This window comes from Candidatus Villigracilis saccharophilus (assembly GCF_016711665.1).
In genome coordinates, this window is the sequence record NZ_JADJSO010000064.1 from 1 (window position 1) to 21,207 (window position 21,207).

A 21,207-nucleotide genomic window follows, 5' to 3' on the forward strand; every position below is an offset into this window, starting at 1 on the left:
AGCCCTGTATCTTTTAGCAGTTCCTGTAAATTCTTTAACTTTGCCTTTGTTGTTGGTTGCAATCAGTAGTTTTTTCATTTTTAATTTTCCCGGAGCGCAGACTTCGGTCTGCGTTTGTTGAGGCGGATTAAAATCCGCGGTCCAATTTTTCTTTTGCCCATTTTGCATGCGCGCTGACCAATGGCTCATCATCTTTTACTGCCTGCTCCAAAATGGGAATATCATCTTTGTTTCCCATGTTCCCAACAGCCACTGCCAGATTGCGTAAGTATCCGCGCCGCTTGGCGCGTTTGAGCGGACTCTTCTTGAAGCGCTGATTAAACTCAACGGATGTCAGAGTCAGGTCCGAGGTTAAGACCGGAAGCGGGATTTTCGGCTCGAAGGCAGGAGTCGCCCTTTTGGGAGAATCGATCCACGGGCAGACCTGCTGACAGACGTCGCATCCGAAAATCCAATCCTGTGTAAGCGCTCTTAATTCATCCGGGATTTCTTCTTTGAGTTCGATGGTGAGGTAGGAGATGCAGCGGCGCGCGTCGAGGGTACGGTTGGGCAGGATGCATTGCGTGGGACAGGCCTGGATACAGCGCGTGCATGTGCCGCAATGGTCAGTGATGAGCGTTTCATCGGGTTCGAGCTCGATGCCGAGCAGGATCTCAGCCAGAAAAAAAGTCGAGCCTGCCCTGGGGTTGATCAGCATGGAGTTTTTTCCGATCCAGCCAAGACCTGCGCGTTGGGCAAGTTCGCGTTCGAGGATGGGACCAGTGTCTGTGTAATAGCGGTTGGGGATGGGGTGACCGAGCTGTTCTTCGATGAACTCAACAATCAATTTCAGGCGCGTGGGAATAACATCATGATAATCTTCGCCCAGTGCATAAGATGCAATTTGAAATTCTGCCTTCTGCCTTCTGCCTTCTGCCTTTGTATAGGGCATTGCCAGCACCAGAATGGATTTACATTCGGGGAGGATTTGTTTGGGGTCGGCGCGGCGGATGCGGCTGCGTTCTTCGGCAAGATAATTCATCGTGCCGTGTTTGTTTTGATCGAGCCATTCTTCAAAAATATTGTAGTGCGCGGGCGGCTCGAAAGAAGTAACGCCAGCTAGGATGAATCCCAGCTGGCGCGCTTTTTGCTTGATTGCCTGTTTTAGTGCGGCAGTCACTCTTTACTTGACGATGATCTTTACAAAAATGGCTTTGCCGAATGGGATGCCTTTGGCGTTCGCCATTTGCCATGCGCTGGTGTATTCGCCGACTTTGATCGGCGCTTTGAAGTTAACCGAGACTTCGACTTCCTGTCCGACTTCGACCAACGTGCCCAGCGGAACCGGCTGTCCATCCATTTTTTCCGCGTAGCCGGCATAGATCAATCCGTAGCCATCACCCCATGAGCAGATCCCTGTATTCTTGATCTTCCAGGTCTTTACGAACTCCTGGCCCGGGGTCATTTGTGTGCCGTCAAGAATGGTGACATCCACAGTGGCGTTGTCAAAGGAAGTGTCGTCGCATAACTGGCCCGGTGTGCCGAGCGCAATCTGGGTCGGATCCGTTGTAAAGGCGGCCGTTGGGGTTTCTGTTGCCAGCGGTTCAGGTATTGGCGTTTCTGTCGGCGGAAGCGGGGTGGGAGTAAATGCCGCAGCTGTAAGTGTCAACTCTGCCACTACCGTGGACGCCGCGGATGTGCGTATCGCGGAAACATCCGGAGTCGGCTCGATTGGTGTGGCTGGAGCACAGGCTGAGAGAATTAATAGACAAGCTGCTGTGAGGATAGCTAGTTTGGTTTTCATTATTACCTCTCTTTTGTTATTGGACAACGAACCAGACGTATACGAGCGGGCCAAAGAAGGCTCCTGCTTCATCCGTCATCTTCCAATACCCCTTGTATTCTCCCGGGGTCTTTGGCGCAGTTAATTTTACAATGAATGTCTGGCTGTGTTGAGGCGCAGTATAGTCTTCAGGAGCATTGGCTTTGAGGACAATGTTATAGCCCTTCACCTCCGGGCTGGAAAGAGCAGGCATAAAGGTAAAGGAGTAGCCCTCATCCCATGTGCATGTACCTGTATTGAAGAGCGTCCAGCCTTTGGAGAAGTTCTTTTCGGCTGCCACCACCGCCTTGTCCAGCGGAGCTGTTTCTCCCATGTATGTCGCGTCATTACAGCCATTTTTTGTGGTGACCGTTGAAACGATACCCAGTGTGGGAATCGGGGAGGCCAGTGGAGTGAAACCAGGGGGCTGCGTGTTGAAAGGAGCCGGTGTGCCAAAACCGCCTACAGGCGCAAATGTAGGGAGTACTCCCAATGTCGGGGAAGGCAGGGGCGCAAGGGTATTTGTTGGCAGGGGAGAGGGAACTGCCAGCGCTGTTTGGGTCTGTTGCATGGCGACCTGGGTTAGTACGATACTGTATGCCTGGGTTTGGATCGCCCCAACATCTTCTGTCGGTGCAGGGGTTGCGCCCAGTGTGCATGAGCTTAAAATAACTGCCAGCATTAGCGTGCTTACCAGCCAACGTGACTTACTGAATTTCATGGTAGTACCTCCGAAAATAGTTACTTTATTATAACGCACCTACGGAACTGACGTATTGGTTGGTGTGGCGGTCTGCGTCGGGGTGGCCGTGACCGTATTCGTAGGTGTGGCTGAGAAAGTTGGGGTAACGGTGGGTGTAAAGGTGGGGGTAAACGTAGGCGGCGGGGTCCCCTGACGTAGAATTAGCGGGTTTAGCCAGATGGCGTTGTCATTATTATTTCCGCCGTTCGCTTCCATAGCCAGGATGAACTTCACGGTCTGTCCTGCCAGTGCATTCAAGTCAAGGTCAATGGCGTAGAAATTGCCCTCGTACACTTCGTGCCAGCTTCCAAGTGTTTTCGTCTGCCCATCCACCTTGTAATCGAGGCGGAAGACCACGTCGCATTTCTTTGAATTGTACTGACAACCTGCCAGCGCTCGGAATCGATCGCCCGCCTGAACTGTGAAGGCGGGGTACTGCCCGCTGATGACGCCATTTCTCTTGTCTTGTGGAGACATCAGCAGACCGGGGTCACTCTGCTTTACGCCATTTTCCATGACAGGCTGGTTGAGTTTGAGGACAAAGCCGTTGATATCACCGTCTGTTCCAGGGCATCCCAGCGCGTCGCTGCCATTTGCCCAACCGGCGCTGCAATAATTCGCGGCAAAGTCATAAGCAATGTGGGCGGATCCGCTGGCTACCTTTACATCCACCCAAAACGCTGTGTCAGCCTGACTGCCGATGCCGAACAATACGCCCGCAGCGTTACGCAACTTCCAGTAGCCGCGATACTTCCCATCCTTATTGGGCGCCGTCAGAGTTACCTGAATTTCCACAGTGTCTCCGGGGTTTACATTACCGGGCAGCGTTGCCACGGCCGGTCCGCTCATCTGATCGCCGCTGGTAAAGACTAGCGCGTAGGAAGGAGTCCATGAGCAGGTGCCGATATTTTGAATACGCCATACTTTGGTGAATGTATTGTTCCGTGTGACCAGACTGCCGTCCGGGAATGTTACGTCGCTGACGAATTTCGCCGCATCACACCTGGACAAGGGGACTGCTGTCTGCGAAACAGGTATTTTCGTTGCTGAGGCAGATCCGCTCATTGAGGCGGTTGGCTGAGGCAATCCGGGAGTGGCTGTGACAACCGGTTGGGTGCCGGCGGCTTCAAGTGTTTGGGCAGATGCGGTATAAAGTCCGTTTAATGTGGCAAATGTATCCGGCGTTGCTGAGTTTGATGGAACATTGCAAGCCATTTGAGCCAGAAAGATAATAAAAAGTGAAAGATTTATGGTTAATTTTCGAGATAACATGGTTCCTCCGTTCGTGTGTTCCAGTAATTAAAGACGAGCGGAGGGCGGGAATGGTTCCATTGAATCAAAAGAGAGGCGGGCCTTAGCCAACCTCTCTTTATGCTGGATTCTGGGGGAATACGCTACTTACACTCGAAAACAAAATCCTGACGTTGTTCCATTTGTGTGGGACTTGTGACTATAAAGGAGATCCACTTCGGACCCTGGGTGTTTGTGCGCCCAAATTTCCATTCACGGGCGAAGGTCTGCGTCGTTGCAGACGCGATGGAAACTTTTTTCTGATTCGAACCGTTGCCATCGCTTTGCTCCCAATAGTACGTAAACTCCACCGGACCGTTGGTTTTCACGGTGGCGTACACGGTTACCAGGATGTTGGCAGGCTGACAACCGCTTAATGGATCACGGGTAACGCTGGAGACGATCGATGTGACTGAGTATGCGGGCTTTTCCGCGGACGAGACGACGATCTTTGTATAGAACGGTGAATTATAGGGTCCGACACCGAACATATAATCATCGGGTGTTTGCAGCTTCCATTCGGAAGTATATTCTCCGTCGGTTGCGGGGGCGGTTAATACCAGTTCAATGGGCACTGTTTGTCCGGGTCCTGTAACGCGCGGGAGATTGTAAACATATCCGCCGCCCAACAGGTCACCGGAAAAGAATACGATCTTATAGTTTGTATCCCAAACGCAGGTGCTTGTATTGGTGATCTGCCAGGTCTTTGTGAATTGCACGCCCGGCTTGAAAATGGTTCCATCCACGACAGTCTCGCTTGTCAAGCTCGCTTTTCCGCATTCGAAGCTTGCGGCATTATTCAGCGGCTGTGTCGCGGTCGCAACCCCGGCCAGCGGCGTCGGGGAGGACTGTGCGGGCGTTGGGACAGCAGGCTCTGTCGGCGCGGGGGGTGTTTCTGTGTTCTGGATCTGTCCTGCGTTTTGTGCCGCGACTGTTTGCGCAACCGCAGTCTGAATGGTTGCTTCCTGGGTGCTTTCCGCTCCACAGGCTGTCAGGAGCAGTGCTGAGATTACGATCGAGGTGAAGAATATGTATTTTATATTTTTGAACATTTTTTTCCTTTCATATTATGTAAATGATTATACTGTTAAAGGGAAGCGCCCGGAAAACCCGGGCGCTCTCTATTAATGGATACTAATTTAATAAATTATGGGACTGTACAGGCTATTGTAAAGTCTAATTTTCCAAAATCTTGATTGTTGGGGGTGTTAACATAGATCCCTACAAAACTAGCCGTTCCATTCCAGACTGATCCCAGCGCCCAATCGTAATTAATGGACTGGGTGCCTGCTGCTGCAAAGGATAAGTTCGCGGGAGAATTGGTACCGCTTGAAGTTTTCCATGTATAGTTGACAGTGCCGGCCGCGTTAGTCGTGATGTTGGCTGTAACCCGGGGACAGTTGGTGTGGCCTGCATCGTTCCATGTGCTGAGTACGTAGGTGACACTGGTAACCGTGAACGCAGGCGCGGAGGTATTTGTCGCGGTCGCCGGACTCTGTACTTTTATATCCACATAGAAAGTTTTACCCCCGCTGCCGTTGACGATCGGGACGAGGACGCTCCCATTGGTTACGATGCGCCAATATCCGCGATAGTTGCCGGCTGTCGCGGGCGCGGTAAGGGCAACTTCAAGGTCCACTTCCTGACCCGGGTTTAAGGCGCTGATCGGTTTTGTGGCGGGGCCGCTCATCGCGTCGCCGCTGTCAAATACCAGCGAGAAACCATTCCAGACACAGGATCCAATATTCTTGATGCGCCATTTTTTGGTGAAAGCCTGGCTGGGCGTCATGACGGTCCCGTCAGGGATGGTAACATCTGTAATGAACTGAGCCACGTTGCAGTTGGTTGTAGGGGTCGCGGCTGGGGTGTTTGTATTGATAACCACCGGGATCGGGGTAAGTGTCGGAATTGAGGGGAGCGGTGTGACGCTCGGGATCGGGGCAGCTCCGCCCGCAGGTGTGGCGCTTAACAGCGCCTCGACGGTTTGCGCAACAGCGGTCTGACTCATTTGTTCTTCTTGATCTATTTTTGCTGGCAAATTACACGCACTCAGAAATAAAGCAATAATGATCAACAGGTTAAAAAGGCGTAATTTTGATTTCATGATTTTCTTCTCCTTCGTAGTGAAAGTATTTTACCGCAGGTCAGGGTTCAAGCGATCCCCCGCTTTTCTTAGGAAATAAAAACAGGAACTGCGAGAGTTCCTGTTTGAGTCGGGTTGGTTTTGAGTTGAGAGCGAGGGGTATCTGTTATTGCGCCGTTTCCACGTGCGCGCCAGCCATCCATAAGCCGAGTTGTTCGCGGGTGGTTTTCTTCGCTTCGACAACCGCCACGATCTGACCGCGGTACATGACTGCGATGCGGTCTGAGAGCGCCATGATCTCGTCCAGTTCAGCGGAGATGAGCAGGACTGCCACGCCGCGGTCGCGCATTTTGATGATCTCGCTGTGGATGTATTCGATCGAGCCGACGTCCAGACCGCGGGTGGGCTGGTTCGCGATGACAAGTTTTACATTTCCGCGGCTGAGTTCGCGCGCCACGATCACCTTTTGCTGGTTGCCGCCGGAGAGTTTGCCGGCATTTACGAACGGAGAGGGTGTGCGCACATCGAAGGCGCTGATCAATTTACGCGCATTTTCATCGAGGGCTTTGGGTTGAATGACTCCGCGTGAACTGAATGGTGCGCGGTAATAATCACACAATGCCATATTATCCGCGACGCTGTAGGAGAGCACCAGTCCGTGCCGCTGGCGGTCTTCTGGGATGTGCCCGAGACCGGCTTCGGTAATGACCCGCGGCGGTTTACCGGTCAGGTCTTTCCCGTCAATGGTTACTTTTCCAGCGGTGGGGGAACGCAGGCCGGTTAATGCCTCTGAAAGTTCGGTCTGTCCGTTGCCCTGCACGCCCGCGATCCCAAGCACTTCGCCGCCGCGCACTGTGAACGAGACATTGTGTACTGTTTCCAGGTCGCGTTGGTCTCGGACGGATAGACCTTCTACTTTCAGGATCTCAGTCGCCGCTTCGTGATCTTCCTTGTCCACGGTCAGAATGACCTGACGACCTACCATCATGTTGGCTAATTGAGCTGAATCGGTCTCAGCGGGGTTGACTGTGTTGATCACACGTCCCGCGCGCATGACCGTGATGCGGTCTGCCACAGCAAGAACTTCTTTTAATTTGTGTGTGATGAAGATGATCGAAACGCCGCGCGCGGTCAAGTCACGCATAATGCGGAAGAGGTCTTCAGCTTCCTGCGGAGTCAGCACTGCGGTCGGCTCATCCAGGATGACGATCTCTGCATTGCGATACAGGGTTTTTACGATCTCAACGCGTTGTTGAATGCCGACTGGCAGGGGACCCACCAGGGCGTTCGGGTCGACATCGAGTCCGTATTGCTTGGATATTTCATTTATTTTCGCCGCGACAGTCGCGCGGTCAAGAGAACCGTTTTTGACAGTTTCATCGCCGAGCATGACATTTTCCGCAACGGTAAAGACCGGGATGAGCATGAAGTGCTGATGCACCATGCCGATGCCAAGTGCGATCGAGTCGTTTGGCGAAAGGATCGTGGCAGTCTTTCCGTTGACTTTGATCTCGCCTTTATCGGGATTGTGCAGTCCGTACAACAGATTCATCAATGTGCTTTTGCCGGCTCCGTTCTCTCCGAGCAAGGCATGGATCTCGCCTTTGCGAAGATCGAAGTTAACGTTGTCGTTGGCGAGCACGCCGGGAAATTGTTTGGTGATGCCTTTGGCTTCAAGGACGATATTGGGTTCAGTCATGGCGGTCTCCTATTTCTCGTATGGAACGCCATCTGCGGCGGGCGGGGTGGTCTTGCCGATAATGCCCGTTAGGATGAACATGGTAAGGATATAGGGAGTGAGCCCGACGATATAGGATTCCTGCAGGAATGCCCAGTTTGGCGGAATGACATCGCGATATATCTGCATATTGATCAGCAGGGCTTGTGATGCGCCAAATACAAGCGCGGCCGCCCATGCGCCAATGGGAGTCCAGTTACCGAAGATCATCGCGGCGAGTGAAATAAAACCGCGTCCGTTCGTCAGCAAAGGCTCAAAGGATGGGACAGACTCGATCGTGAAGTATGCGCCTGCCAGCCCGGCGAACATGCCGCCGATGACTACGTTGGCGTAACGCATTTTCGAAACATTGATACCGACTGTGTCTGCGGCTTTGGGGTGTTCACCGACCGCCCGAGTGCGCAGACCCCAGCGTGTGTTGAATAAAATGTAGTGGGAGAGGAATACCAGCAGGATGGCGCCCATCGCGATCGGCTTTTGATCAAAGACACGATTGATCGCCTGCACATTTTGTAAACACACTTCAGAAGATCCGCAGATCGAGGTGAATAATTCTGTAATGGGAATGTGAATGGTCGGTAAAACGCCCGGGGAACTGGGAACGCTCCCGCCAAAGACGCTGCCTTTTCCAAAGAATAATTGTCGATTTAAAAAGCCTGTTAAGCCGATGGCAAGAATATTAATGACTGTACCGCCGATGATCTGGTCCACTTTAAAAGTAATGGAGAGCATCGCGTGCAGCAGTGCCATCAATCCGCCGGTGATGATCGCAAAAAACACGCCGAGCGCGATACTGATGCCTGCCGCAAAACCGAAGATATGGAACATATAGATCGCGCCCAGCCAGCCAAAGAAGGCTGCGGTCAGCATCATGCCTTCAATGCCAATGTTGACGACGCCGGCGCGTTCACAATATACGCCGGAAAGTGCGCCAAGGGTCAATGGTGTTGCCACGGCAATGGTTGTAGCCAGCATGCTGGTGATGATCAACAAGGGCGGTTGTTTTACCTGTCCGACCATGACAACCACACCAAAGAGAACGGTAATAATCAGTGCAATAAAACCAAATCGTTTCCAGTCCATGTCTGTCTCCTAGCCTCCCCAGCCGCGGGTGAGTACGACGCGTTCGCCCTTGGATTTGATGCGGTAGATGTACCGCACAATGGCATCTGCCGCTACAAAGAGCAGGATCAGCGCCTGGATCATGGAGATCAAGTCCACTGGCATTTGGGTCAGGAATTGCATGCGGGTCGCGCCGTTGCGCATGGCTGCAAAAAGGAAGGAAGCCAGCACAATTCCCAGCGGATGCGATTTGCCGAGCAGGGCAATTGCAATGGCGTCAAAACCATATCCGACTGAAAAACCGAGTTCGTGACGATAATTCAAACCTGTTACTTCGATCGATCCCGCCAAACCCGCCAGCATGCCTGAAAGCAGCATGGTAATGATGATCGTACGCTTGACGTTAATGCCTGCGTATTGCGCCGCGTCCGGGTTCAATCCCACGGTGCGGATCTCAAAGCCGAGTGTCGTTTTGTTAAGCAGCCACCAGATGAGGAACGCCACCAGCAGCGCCAGCACAAAACCCCAGTGGATGCGCAGCCCGTCGAAGATGGCTGGCAGGCGCGCGCTCTCTGCGATCAGCGGGGTGCGGGCGATCACATTGGTGGGACTCCTGTCTTTCATCACGCCGTTCAGCAGGAACGATGTCGTGTTCAAAGCGATGTAATTCATCATGATCGTGTTGATGACTTCATGCCCGCCCGTATATGCTTTTAACGCCCCGACAATCGCCGCCCAAATTCCACCGGTCAACATGCCAACGAAGATGGCCAATGGCAGATGAATAAAGATCGGCAGATCAAAGCCCAGCCACTCCGGCAGGGCGTAGCCGATCAATGCTGAAAAAACAGCGCCAACCGCCAATTGCCCTTCCGCTCCAATGTTGAACAATCCGCCTTTAAATGCCAGCGCTACTGCCAATCCTGCAAAAATATACGGAGTTGCCCACACGGCTGTTTCGCTCAAGGCTTTTGTCGAACCAAACGAACCCTGGAGCAAACCCTTATAGGCTAAAAATGGATCTCCGCCTACAAAGCTGATGATAAGGCCGCCAAGTACTACAGCGGTCAGAATGGCAAGAAATGGAACAAGACTTGCATCTGAAATGGACTGTAATATTTTTTTGATCGGCGAATTTGACTGCTTTTCTGATTGCATCCTTCGCTCCAGTGGAACTTGTGAATTGTAGTGCGATTATATCAAACAAGTCCTTTGTTCCATGTGAAAGTCGTTGGCGAAAATTCTGGTTGATATTGGATTAAATCAAAAAGGGAAAGAGACGCAAGTCTCTTTCCCTTTAATATCATGCGAAGTTGAAAATTAAGGCTTCACAGGAGGAACATTGGTCTTGATGGAACCATCGAGCAGACCAGCGTTGATCTTTTCCATTTCAGCTTTGACATCGGCAGGAACTTTGCTGTCAAGATCGTGGAAAGGAGCATAACCAGCTGAACCAAAAGCGTTGCCGCCCTTGATGGAGCCGTCTTTGGCTTTGACGATCAGATCGGCAACACCGGGGGTGATCATCTTCATCGCGCTGGAGAGCATGCGGGGAGCAGCTTCGGTCAATGTCAGATATTGGTCGGTGTCCACGCCGATGCCATAAGCACCAGCCTGGGCGGCGGCGGTGACTGCACCGTTACCGGTCAAACCACCACAACCGAAGATCGAATCCGCACCCTGATCCATCATGGACTTGGCGGTCTGAGCGCCCCATTCCGGATCGGTGAAGGTCTTGTCGAAGCCCACATCGCTGTGGTACACAACGAATACTTCAGTGGTTGTGCCTTTGACGCCATCTGCATAAGCGGCGCCGGCTTTGTAGCCTTCACCAAAGCGCCAAACTGGAGGAACGACATCGGTACCGCAAACGGCGCCGATCTTGCCGCTCTCAGACATCATCGCGGCGAGAGCGCCCACGAGGAAGCCGGCGTTATCTTCGGGGAAGTTAAGGCCGGTGTGGTTGGCAACATCGTTGGCCGCATCGGTATCGTATTCCCAGGCAAGGAACTGATCTACGCCAATGAACTTAATATTGGGGTAGGCCAGAGCCGCTGCGCCGGTTGCTTCACCAAGACCAAAACCAACGGTCACGATCGCATCGTAGCCGGCGTCAGCAAAGGTGCTGATGTTCTTGGCATAATCCTTGGCATCGGCGGTCTCAATGAATTGGACCACATCCGCCACGCCGTCGGTATTGGACTTCTGAACGCCTTCCCATGCAGACTGGTTGAAGGACTTGTCATTGATCTTGCCTACATCGGTTACGAGACCTACGCAGAAGACTTCTGCCTTTGTGCAGTCTTCTGCAGTGGGTGCGCTGGCACCGCAAGCTGTGAGGACCATCGAAGCGACGATCAACAAAGCCATAACAAAATACAGTTTTTTCATTTTCTTCTCCTAGAAGAGTAAGGGTTTTACGGCTGCTGCCATTTTCGGCAGGAACCTTACGACTTTGCAAGTATAAATCCTTAATTTTTATTGTGCAAGTCCGCACATTGTTAAGGCTTGGAAATGGTTACATTCGTCATGATTTCCCCATTTAAAAGCGCCAAAAGCAAAGCGTCCAATTCCTGCGCCAAACTTTGCGGGAATTTCTGATCAAGGGGCATGTACTTAATTTGACCTGGTCTCAACTCATTGATATTCCCGTCCCTCAGCAAGCGGATCATATTCTGCGCTTCGAAGCTGTTACTGCCCAAAACAGAGGTGACTACACTTGATCTTGAGTTCCCAAAAAACTCAGCCTGGTCACGCTCTGTTCCAATGGCATGCACGTCCGCTTCAACCGCCGCCCTCAGCGCGCCCTGACCCGTTGTTCCGCCGGCAGCAAATATCACATCCGCGCCGCGTTGAATTAATGTCTGCCCGGTTTCAAATCCCCAGGCTTCATCAATGAATAATTTTTCACTATCCCCATTCTCGTTATAGATAACCTGTGCTTTGATATTTTTGTCTGCGTATTTCACGCCCGCGCGGAAGCCTTCGCAGTATCTCCACATTGAATCTATGCCGGAAGTTTCGCACACCGCCCCGACGATCTGCGTTTGTGTAATGCGCGCCGCCAATACTCCCGCTAGAAATCCCATTTGATCTTCAGCATATGTGACAGGGATGAGGTTTGGGCGGGTTTCTTCCTGGGGTTGATTCATGCCAACAAAAACCGAATCCGCATAACGGTCAGCGGAACGCAGCGTTTCATCGCGCAGGCCGACCCCTGTGGTGAAGATCACGTCGAATCCTCTTTCAGCAAAGTAACTGATATTCTTTTCGTAATCGCGTGTGTCTACAGATTCTATATATTCGATCTGGTCAACGAGTCCATTTGCTTTGGATTCTTCCATTCCAGCCCATGTATCTTGATTGACGCCGTGGTCTTCAATGCCAAGCGTGTCTGTCACCAGCGCCGCGCAGAAAACTTCTTCACTAAAACAATCTGACGATCGCATGCAGGCGGAAACGCCTGACAATGCAATCGCCAGAAGAATAAGTACAGACCTGACAGGTTTTTTCATTTTGACTTGAATCGTTTGACGTCTCATTGAAAACCTGTCAGGTCTTATTAATGTGTTGCCTCACCGCGTTTCACACCGAGCATCAACCATAACGAGATGAGCATGAATACAGGCGCGATCAACATGATGACGTTGTAGTTGTTGTTCGTAAGTTGGATCGCAAAACCATTCAGGTTCGGACCGACGATGGCAGAGAAGGTGGAAAACAAATAATACAACCCGGTGAACGTGCCGATACGTGCGGCGCTGGTCAGGTCCACGATCATGGGCAGGGAATTGATGTTGACAAATGCCCAGGCAATGCCCGCGAAGATAAGCATCACACCCGCGAGTGTCAACATGCGCGGACCGCCTTCGACGAGCGGAATACCCACCAAGGGCAGCGGCGCGATCTTCATCAACAAGGCGCTGGCTGGCGTGATGTATAACAAGACCAGTATGACGGTGATCATTCCCAGCCCGATCGAGATGGTGAGACGCCGCCCAATTTTGCCTGCAACATATCCGGACGGGATTGCGAACAATACAAAGAATAATGGAAGCACGGATAATAATGTAGCTCCATCCCCTTCAGGTAATCCCAGATGGTTTTTCGCGTAGAGTGTGAAGAAGGTGTCCACAGCAGAGAAGCCGATGAACCAGAAGAAGATCGCCATCAGAATGCGGATACCGCTTTTTTCCTGACTGTTGATCAATTCGCGCAGGCTTGCCCAAACGCCGGGCTGCACTTCGGTTTCTGAATAATTCTGTGGTTCCTTCACAAAGAAAAATACAACCAATGCCGCCGCGATGACAAGTCCCGAGCCAAGCCAGAATGGGAAATTCGGATTGATCTTATATAACACCCCGCCTGTTTGCAGGGCTATGATCGTGCCAATGCCGCCCATAAAGTTGATGATGCCGTTGGCTTGTGAACGATTTTCAGAGGGCGTGATGTCGGGCATGAGCGCTACAACCGGCGTGCGCCATAGCGCGGCGCTCAACAGCATGGTGCTGGTACATGCCACGAAGATGGGAAGCACCGAAGCGATCGGGATCAGCCCAAATGCGAAGGCGGTGATCGGCGCGCCAACGAGGAGAAATGGGATACGCCGCCCAATGGGTGTGCGTAACCGGTCCGACCAGGCTCCGACGGGCGGCTGGATGAATAACGCCGCGATATTATCGAGGGTCATAAAGAAGCCGATCAGGATCGGGGAGAGGTGAAATTTATCCGCGAGAAAAATGGGAACGAACGCGTTGTACACGCCCCAGATCATACTTGCGCCAAAAAATCCAAAGCCGAGCAGGAAGATCTTTCCGTAGCTGAATTTTGTTGCCATATTTCCTCCGCGTTTAATGTGTTGAAGGTCAAAGTTCAAAAAAAGTCAAAAGTCGAATTTCAAAGGTTATTCGACTTTTGACTTTAGACTTTCGATAAACTTTCTGTCTTGTTTATTCAATTCTACTTTCTCGAGCATGTCTGGTCTTTTGTTAAATGTTCTTAATAGCGATTGTTCTCGGCGCCACCTGTCTATTTTTGCATGGTCGCCTGTCAGTAGTATGTCGGGTGTTTTCCAGCCGCGGAATTCCGGCGGGCGTGTGTAGTGCGGGTATTCCAGCAAGCCCGTGGCGTGTGAGTCATCCTGCGCGCCGGTCGGGTCGCCCAGTACATCGGGCAGGAGTCTCGCGATGGCGTCGATCAGGATCAGCGCGGGAAGTTCTCCGCCTGTCAGCACATAATCTCCAATGGAGATCTCGTCTGTAACGAGATGTTCGCGGATGCGTTCGTCAATGCCTTCGTAGCGTCCGCATACCAGGGCGATGTGCGGATGCTGAGAAAATTCCTGGGCGATGCTTTGGTTGAAGACGCGTCCCTGCGGGGTGAGCAGAATGATCGGGATGTTCGATGCAGTCGGCGAAGTCCCCGTAGGGGAATCGGGGTTTAATCCTAAAACAGTTTCTAGGGCTTCGAAGACCGGCTCGGGCTTCATCACCATCCCGCCGCCGCCGCCGTAGGGAGTATCGTCAGTGGTGTGATGTTTGTCGTGTGTGTAATCGCGGATATTGTGGACGCGCACATGGATCAGGTCCCTTTCACGGGCGCGTTTGATAATGCTGGTTTCAAGGTAGGAGGGGAAAACTTCAGGCAAAAGGGTGAAGACATCAAATTGCATGGATGGATTTTAGCATAAAAAATTTTGAACATATTGATGTGAGAGGCAAATGAGAGATCGAAAGCCTTGCTTGACTGTGTTTTCCAAAAAATGGTAATATGATTACATGTATTTAAAAGGCAGTAAATGGAGTATGAACCGCAGGCGCAAGCGCCCCAACTGGTTCCGGATTATCATCTTAAGTTTGTTGGTGCTTGGCGGGGCGTATCTAAATCGATTTGTCATTCCGAACCAGCCGCAATTTGGTGTTCCCTCACCGACGCCCACGCGCGCGCCGGAATCGTTCATCACCGAGGCGCAGGAATATTTCAAACAGGGCAAATTGATCCCTGCGATCGCATCCTATAACCAGGCGATTGTGTCCAATCCGAACGACCCGGCCGTGTATGTGGCGCTGGCGCGGGTACAGGTTTTTGCTGGTCAATATAAAGAGGCGCAAGCCAGCGCGGAAAGCGCCTTGTTGTTGAATAACGATAATTCCATGGCGCATGCCGTCCTGGCATGGGCGCTGGATTTTCAGGGAAAATATACTGAGGCTTTATCCAGTATTACCCGCGCTCTCGAATTGGATCCGAACAACGCCATTGCCCATGCGTATTACGTCGAGATCCTTGTAGATGCTTCTTCTAACGATGTCGGTCCCGTTGATGCGGTTGAAAAAGCCATTGAAGAATCAAATGTCGCCATTGCGTTGGATCCCAATGCGTTGGAAACGCGCCGCGCACGCGGGTATATTTTGGAAAATACCGGCAATTATGAAGAAGCCATTCGCGAATACGAAGAGGCGTTAAAAGTAAACGGTAAGATCGCCGATCTTTATCTCGCGCTTGGACGCAATTATCGTATTCTTGGTATTTATGATGAGGCGATTTCAGCTTTCACAGATGCCAATGCGCTTAATCCGGAAGATCCCATGCCGGATCTCTTGCTCTCGCGCACTTATGCTACGATCGGTAAATATGCCCAGGCCATGCAGCATGCCGAGTCCGCTGTCAGCGATAACCCGTCGGATACAAACCTGCGCGGTAATCTTGGCGTCATGTACTATCACAATGCCTACTTTGAGGAATCTGTCGCAGAATTAGGCTATGTCGTTAATGGCGGCTTGACTGAAGAAGGCCTGCAATTGGACGCGATCAACCTTGCTCCCAACTCTCCGCGTGTTGTGGAATATTATTCCATATATGGTTTCTCACTCTCGCGTTTGAATCGATGCGGCGAAGCTTTGCAGATCGCGCAGACCTTACTCGGGCGGATTCCTGACAATGAAGTGACCGCGGAAAATGCCAATGCGATCATCACCCGGTGTCAGGAAAATCTTATCCAAACTCCCGAGCCGCTTCCAGTGTCGCCCGAGCCTGTTCTTACAGCGACGGGTACTCCCACCCCCGCACCATGAACATTTATCAGAAACGCAGTTTGTTCCGCCGTCGTGACGAGTTCAATGTGTATCGCATGTTCTTCTGGATCGTTTTGATCCTTGGCGGGATATGGTTGATCCGCTCTGTACAGATGGGGGACGTAAAACCGTTATTCCTGCCGACCGCCACGCCCACACGCTTTGCGGAATCCTATGCGTTGGAAGGTGATGCTCAATTTACATCGGGTCAATTGGAAGACATAAAAGATGAAAATGGAGTTGTTATCTCAACCGGCGCCATCAGTGCTTATCTTCAAGCCGTAAAGGTCGATCCTAATAATGCACAGGTCTGGGCGCAGCTTGCGCGTGTGCAAACGTATTCCTCAGCCATGCTTGTAAATCTTGAAGAAAGAAAAGCGCGTCTTGCTGAAGCGCTTGAATCTGCTCAAAAGGCAGTTGCGCTTGCTCCTGATGACAGTTATGCGCATGCCATCCATGCGTTTGCGTTGGATTGGAATGCCAATTCGATTCTGGTTACAGATCCGCGCGCCATTCAAAAATTATTGGCTGAGGCGGAGAATGAGGCTGCGCGCGCTTTGCAGTTGGATAACTCCAACACCCTTGCACTGGCATTCTCGGCTGAGATTTTGGTTGATCAGCAAAAATGGACACAGGCGCAGCAAAATATTGAGAAAGCCCTCGCCAATGATGCTTCATTGATGGATGTGCATCGTGTTAATGCGTATGTGATGGAGTCTTTGGGCGAGTACGCGCTTGCAATTGAAGCCTATGACCGAGCCATTGAAATTGCGCCAAACCTGACATTTCTTCATCTTTACGCCGGAGCCAATTACCGCCGCCTTGCATTTGACAGTCCCAATGAAGAAGTTCAGACCCAGCTATATGAAAAGTCGCTTGAATATTTTTCGCAGGCAGCGCGTATCAATACACAATTGAATATCAAAGACCCTGTTCCATATATTTCGATCGCAAAAACGTATTCGCAGATGGGGCAGTTTTTTATTGCCATTCGTAATGTGCAAAGAACGATCGAATTCCAGCCCGATAAAGCCGAGTTTTATGGCGAGTTGGGTGTGCTGTATCACAAGAACCGCAATTATGAAACTGGCATCCTGGCGCTTGAGTGCGCTGTGCGCGGGTGTAGTGCGGAAAAATCCTGCCCTGCGCGTGGAGATTGCGGCCCGAATGATGTCAAGGCAGATGTGGTGGGGCTTCCGCTCAACGGGGTTACGGTCTATTATTATGATATTTATGCCTCTGAATTGGCAGCGTTGAGCACTCCCAAGAAAAACTATTGCGAAGAAGCGTTGGCTGTCGCTGCCGAGATCGAAGCCTCGGAATATGACAACGACCCCAATATTGCCGCGGATATCGTTGTCGTACGCAATATTTGCAGCGATATTGAAGCGCCAGCAGCCACGGGTGACCCAGCAGCGACGGGCGGTACACCAACGGCTGCTCCATAGTGTAGATTGTACAGATGGGGGAACGTAAATCTCACCAGGCCAGGTTCATTTCTTTCCAAACGCATCAGAGTTTTGTAAGAATTTATACAATCCCCTTGACGCTGCCTGTAGAAGTAGGTAATATTGAATTAGCACTCGGGCTTGTTGAGTGCTAAAAACGTGATTATTAAAAAAATAACCCCAAATCCATTATAGGAGACAAGAAATGGCAAAAACATCATTCAAACCTTTGGGCGCTCGTGTGCTCATCGAGACAGTTGAACAGGAAGAGATTACCGCTGGTGGAATCGTCCTGCCCGAAACCGCAAAAGAAAAACCCCAGCAGGGTAAAGTATTGGCCGCCGGCCCTGGTGACCGCAATGACAAGGGCGAACGCGTTGCCATGGATGTGAAAGTTGGCGATATCGTACTCTTCGCCAAATACTCTGGCACCGAAGTCAAAATGGATGGCAAGAAATTGCTCATCATGCGCGAGAGTGATCTTCTCGGTATTGTCGGTTAATCCCAAACTACACAAATTAAGGAAGTATTACTATGGCTGCTAAACAAATTATATTTTCAGAAGATGCCCGCCGCAAGCTTAAGAACGGCATGACTGTTGTTGCGAATGCTGTTTCCGCAACCCTTGGACCGAAAGGCCGCAATGTTGCAATCGACCGCAAGTTCGGCTCCCCCACCATCACTCACGACGGTGTTTCCGTCGCGAAAGAAATTGAACTCGAAGATCCGTTTGAGAACATGGGCGCTCAGCTACTTAAGGAAGCCGCCCAGAAGACCAATGATATCGCCGGTGATGGTACAACCACCTCCACCGTTTTGGCTTATGCCATCGTCACCGAAGGTTTAAAGGCTCTCGAAGCCGGTTACAACCCAATGCTCCTCAAGAAGGGTATTGAGCTTGCCACCGAAACCATCGTGATCGAACTCAAGAAGAATTCCACAAAGATCGATACCCGCGAAGAAATTGCCTCCGTGGCAACCAACTCCGCTGCTGATGTTGAAGTTGGCGAATTGATCGCAGACGTGATGGACAAGGTCGGCAAAGACGGCGTCATCACCGTTGAAGAATCCAAGACCATGCAGTTCGAAACCGAATTCGTCGAAGGTATGCAGTTCGACCGCGGTTACATCTCGCCCTACTTCATCACCAACGGCGACCAGATGGAAGCCCAGATCAACGACGCCTATGTCCTGGTCTATGACAAGAAGATTTCCGCCGCACAGGACATCGTTCCTTTGCTCGAGAAACTCGTCCAGCTCGGCAAGCGCGAACTCGTCATCATCGCTGAAGATATTGACGGCGAAGCGATTGCCACCCTCATCCTGAACAAGATCCGCGGCATGCTCAATGTGCTCGCCATCAAAGCCCCTGGCTTTGGTGATCGCCGCAAGGCCATGCTTCAGGACATCGCCGCCCTGACCGGTGGACAGGTCATCTCGGAAGAGACCGGCCGCAAGCTCGAAACCGCCACCGTGCAGGATCTCGGCCGCGCTGAGAAGGTTGTCTCTGACAAAGAGAACACCACCATTATCGGCGGCAAAGGCAAGAAGGGTGATATCGAAGCCCGCATCAAGGAAATCCGCATCGAGATCGACAAGAGCACCAGCGATTACGACAAGGAAAAACTTCAGGAACGTCTTGCCAAGCTCAGCGGTGGTGTTGCCATCATCCGCGTAGGCGCCGCGACCGAAACTGAAATGAAAGAGAAGAAGCACCGCGTTGAAGATGCCCTCTCAGCCGCCCGCGCCGCTGTCGAAGAAGGCATCGTCCCTGGTGGCGAAATCTCCCTCATCAATGCTGCCAACAAACTTGACAAACTCGCCAAGGCACACGCCGAAGACGAGAACGAAGAAATCAAGGTCGGCATCAACATTGTCAAGAAAGCGCTCGAAGCCCCGATCCGCAAACTGGCTTCAAATGCTGGACAGGATGGCTCGGTCATCATTGACACCGTCCGCCGCACTGCGGCCGAGAAGAAGAACACAAACATCGGCTACAACGTGCTCACTGGCGAATACACCGACATGATCAAAGCTGGCGTCATCGACCCGGTCAAGGTTGTGCGTGGCGCTCTTGAGAACGCTGCTTCCATCGCCGCGATGATCCTCACCACTGATGTGTTGATCACCGACGTGCCTGCGAAGGAAAACGCTCCTGCCATGCCTCCTGGTGGTGGTATGGGCGGTATGGATTACTAAATCCTCCTACCAAAAGTATTTGTTCGAGGCAGGTCTCAGACCTGCCTCGAATATTTTAAGTTGGTATAATTTCGACGATGTTTTCACACACCTATTTAAAAAAGACTTCGGATGTCATAAGACACCTCCGAAGTCTTCTGATGATATTTATTCTTGCTTTGGGGGTAAGCGCCTGCGCTTCCTCCCTGGCCTCGAGTACGCCCACTCTCCAGCCTCCGACTGCTACCCCTTTACCTCCTACTGCCACTCCCGTGCCTTCAGTTGCGACTGTAAATGGAGTCGATATTACCGTAGCAGAATTTCAAGCTGAACTCGACCGTTATAAATCGGCGCAAACTGCGCTTGGAATTACGATCACGGATGAAGAAGCGAATAAAGTTGTGCTCGAAGATATGATCGCCCAGGTCTTGTTGGCGCAAGCCGCAAGGGAAGCAAATTTCAATTTGACAGAATCAGACCTGCAGTCAAGAGTGGATGCGCTTGCGGCGGATATTGGCGGGACGGAGGCTTTATCGGCGTGGCAGTCCTCTCATGGGTATGACGATGTTTCCTTCCGCATTGCGTTGAAACGCGCGGCCGAAGCGGCATGGATGCGTGACAAAATCATTGCGGATGTGCCAACATCCATGGAACAAATTCACCTGCGCCAGATTTTGACCTATAATGAGGCGGATGCGCGCAACGCATTGGAACAATTAAACAATGGCGCCGATTTTAATGAACTTGCCGCGTTCTATGATTCCATTACACTTGGTGAGTTAGGCTGGGTACCGCGCGGTTATTTGCTGGATGCAAAGGCTGAGGAAGCGGTCTTTGCCTTGCAGACGGGCTTGTATAGTGACGTGATCGCAACTGATGCCGGCTTTCATATTTTCAAGGCTCTTGACCGTGCCGAACATGTGCTTACCCCCGATGCATTGTTGATCGTCCAGGAGATGGCAGTCAAAAACTGGCTTGTTGACAAACGTTTGCAAGGCGATATTATTTTGACCCCGTAGGAAATTAATTAATATCAGTGATTGTTTGGAGTTTCATAATGAGCAAATATGATTACAACTACGAAGAAAAATCCGCCCCAAAGAAAAGATCCAGGCTTGAGCTGTGGGATGTGTTGAGTATTGTCACACTTCTGATTACGGTTGGTATTGGTATATATTTTGTGTGGCTATTCCTCTTTCCCACCTCCCGTTTAAATCCATTTCCTCCGCTGGATGTATTTGATCCGAATGTGATTCCAACAGAAACGATCACCCCCATAGTTTTGGAACCAACCTGGACGCCAACTCTTGAGGATGTGACTGAGACACCGACTCTGCTGCCGACCTTCACTTTGGAGCCTTCGCCCACACCTTTCTCTCTTGTTCCTCCGACAAAGACTCCCACGATAACACCCACACCGAAAGCTCCCTTCTCCGCTACCGTGACTTACATCGATAGTACCATTATCCACCCGGATTCAGCTTGTAACTGGCAAGGGATCGGGGGAACGATTGTAGACTCTAATAATGCGGATATGCTAAGAATGACGATCCGTCTGGTGGGTGTCTACAACCGAAAAGCAAAGAATGAATTGACGGTCAGCAGTATCGCTCCCGCTTACGGCAAATCTGGTTTTGAATTCTTCCTGGGTACGGTTCCGATCTCCTCCACAGGCGAACTATATATTCAGATCCTCGATCAGGCTGGACTGCCTTTATCCAATAATATTTATATTGACACCTTTAACGATTGTTCCAAGAATTTGGTGCTGGTGCGTTTCAAGAAGAATCCGTGA

The 21,207-nt window shown here is 51.3% G+C and carries 19 protein-coding genes; 6 read left to right on the forward strand and 13 right to left on the reverse strand.

The features are described 5' to 3' along the window. Positions 1-127 precede the first annotated feature (127 nt). The 13 genes from queG to trmD all read right to left on the reverse strand — a co-directional run bounded on the left by queG (position 128) and on the right by trmD (position 14,387). Positions 128-1,159: a tRNA epoxyqueuosine(34) reductase QueG gene (queG, locus tag IPL17_RS20030; protein ID WP_345308856.1), complete on the reverse strand. Its 1,032-nt coding sequence runs from the start codon at positions 1,157-1,159 to the stop codon at positions 128-130. 3 nt (positions 1,160-1,162) lie between these two features. After that, entirely contained in the window at positions 1,163-1,783 is a 621-nt protein-coding gene (locus IPL17_RS20035) for an NBR1-Ig-like domain-containing protein (protein WP_345308857.1), read from the reverse strand. A 16-nt stretch (positions 1,784-1,799) separates the two neighbouring features. Further along, positions 1,800-2,522, reverse strand: a complete 723-nt coding sequence (locus tag IPL17_RS20040; protein ID WP_345308858.1) for an NBR1-Ig-like domain-containing protein — start codon at positions 2,520-2,522, stop codon at positions 1,800-1,802. A 39-nt stretch (positions 2,523-2,561) separates the two neighbouring features. Continuing rightward, positions 2,562-3,815: an NBR1-Ig-like domain-containing protein gene (locus IPL17_RS20045; protein ID WP_345308859.1), complete on the reverse strand. Its 1,254-nt coding sequence runs from the start codon at positions 3,813-3,815 to the stop codon at positions 2,562-2,564. A gap of 122 nt (positions 3,816-3,937) precedes the next feature. Then, positions 3,938-4,885 (reverse strand): NBR1-Ig-like domain-containing protein, encoded by a 948-nt coding sequence (locus IPL17_RS20050; protein WP_345308860.1) that lies wholly within the window; start codon positions 4,883-4,885, stop codon positions 3,938-3,940. A gap of 95 nt (positions 4,886-4,980) precedes the next feature. Continuing rightward, complete coding sequence (locus tag IPL17_RS20055; protein ID WP_345308861.1) at positions 4,981-5,937, reverse strand: NBR1-Ig-like domain-containing protein; 957 nt, start codon at positions 5,935-5,937, stop codon at positions 4,981-4,983. A 145-nt stretch (positions 5,938-6,082) separates the two neighbouring features. Beyond that, entirely contained in the window at positions 6,083-7,615 is a 1,533-nt protein-coding gene (locus IPL17_RS20060) for an ABC transporter ATP-binding protein (RefSeq protein ID WP_345308862.1), read from the reverse strand. Between the two features lie 9 nt (positions 7,616-7,624). After that, positions 7,625-8,737 (reverse strand): ABC transporter permease, encoded by a 1,113-nt coding sequence (locus tag IPL17_RS20065; protein ID WP_345308863.1) that lies wholly within the window; start codon positions 8,735-8,737, stop codon positions 7,625-7,627. Between the two features lie 9 nt (positions 8,738-8,746). Next, a complete protein-coding gene (locus tag IPL17_RS20070; protein ID WP_345308864.1) occupies positions 8,747-9,874 on the reverse strand; it encodes an ABC transporter permease in 1,128 nt (375 codons plus the stop codon). A gap of 162 nt (positions 9,875-10,036) precedes the next feature. After that, complete coding sequence (locus IPL17_RS20075; protein WP_345308865.1) at positions 10,037-11,107, reverse strand: BMP family ABC transporter substrate-binding protein; 1,071 nt, start codon at positions 11,105-11,107, stop codon at positions 10,037-10,039. A gap of 110 nt (positions 11,108-11,217) precedes the next feature. Next, positions 11,218-12,231: a BMP family ABC transporter substrate-binding protein gene (locus tag IPL17_RS20080; protein ID WP_345308866.1), complete on the reverse strand. Its 1,014-nt coding sequence runs from the start codon at positions 12,229-12,231 to the stop codon at positions 11,218-11,220. 47 nt (positions 12,232-12,278) lie between these two features. Then, positions 12,279-13,553 (reverse strand): MFS transporter, encoded by a 1,275-nt coding sequence (locus tag IPL17_RS20085; protein ID WP_345308867.1) that lies wholly within the window; start codon positions 13,551-13,553, stop codon positions 12,279-12,281. Between the two features lie 66 nt (positions 13,554-13,619). Continuing rightward, positions 13,620-14,387, reverse strand: coding sequence for a tRNA (guanosine(37)-N1)-methyltransferase TrmD (gene trmD / locus IPL17_RS20090; protein ID WP_345308868.1), 768 nt, complete (start codon positions 14,385-14,387; stop codon positions 13,620-13,622). A gap of 133 nt (positions 14,388-14,520) precedes the next feature. Between trmD and IPL17_RS20095 the strand changes: the two genes are divergently transcribed. The 6 genes from IPL17_RS20095 to IPL17_RS20120 all read left to right on the forward strand — a co-directional run bounded on the left by IPL17_RS20095 (position 14,521) and on the right by IPL17_RS20120 (position 21,207). Beyond that, positions 14,521-15,786, forward strand: coding sequence for a tetratricopeptide repeat protein (locus IPL17_RS20095; protein WP_345308869.1), 1,266 nt, complete (start codon positions 14,521-14,523; stop codon positions 15,784-15,786). Further along, a complete protein-coding gene (locus IPL17_RS20100; RefSeq protein ID WP_345308870.1) occupies positions 15,783-17,234 on the forward strand; it encodes a tetratricopeptide repeat protein in 1,452 nt (483 codons plus the stop codon). The genes IPL17_RS20095 and IPL17_RS20100 overlap by 4 nt, the downstream gene beginning before the upstream one ends. A 205-nt stretch (positions 17,235-17,439) precedes the next feature. Beyond that, entirely contained in the window at positions 17,440-17,736 is a 297-nt protein-coding gene (gene groES, locus IPL17_RS20105) for a co-chaperone GroES (RefSeq protein ID WP_345308871.1), read from the forward strand. Positions 17,737-17,768: 32 nt separating this feature from the next. Beyond that, a complete protein-coding gene (groL, locus tag IPL17_RS20110) occupies positions 17,769-19,433 on the forward strand; it encodes a chaperonin GroEL (protein ID WP_345308872.1) in 1,665 nt (554 codons plus the stop codon). Between the two features lie 140 nt (positions 19,434-19,573). Next, entirely contained in the window at positions 19,574-20,431 is an 858-nt protein-coding gene (locus IPL17_RS20115; RefSeq protein ID WP_345308873.1) for a SurA N-terminal domain-containing protein, read from the forward strand. Between the two features lie 38 nt (positions 20,432-20,469). After that, entirely contained in the window at positions 20,470-21,207 is a 738-nt protein-coding gene (locus IPL17_RS20120) for a hypothetical protein (RefSeq protein ID WP_345308874.1), read from the forward strand.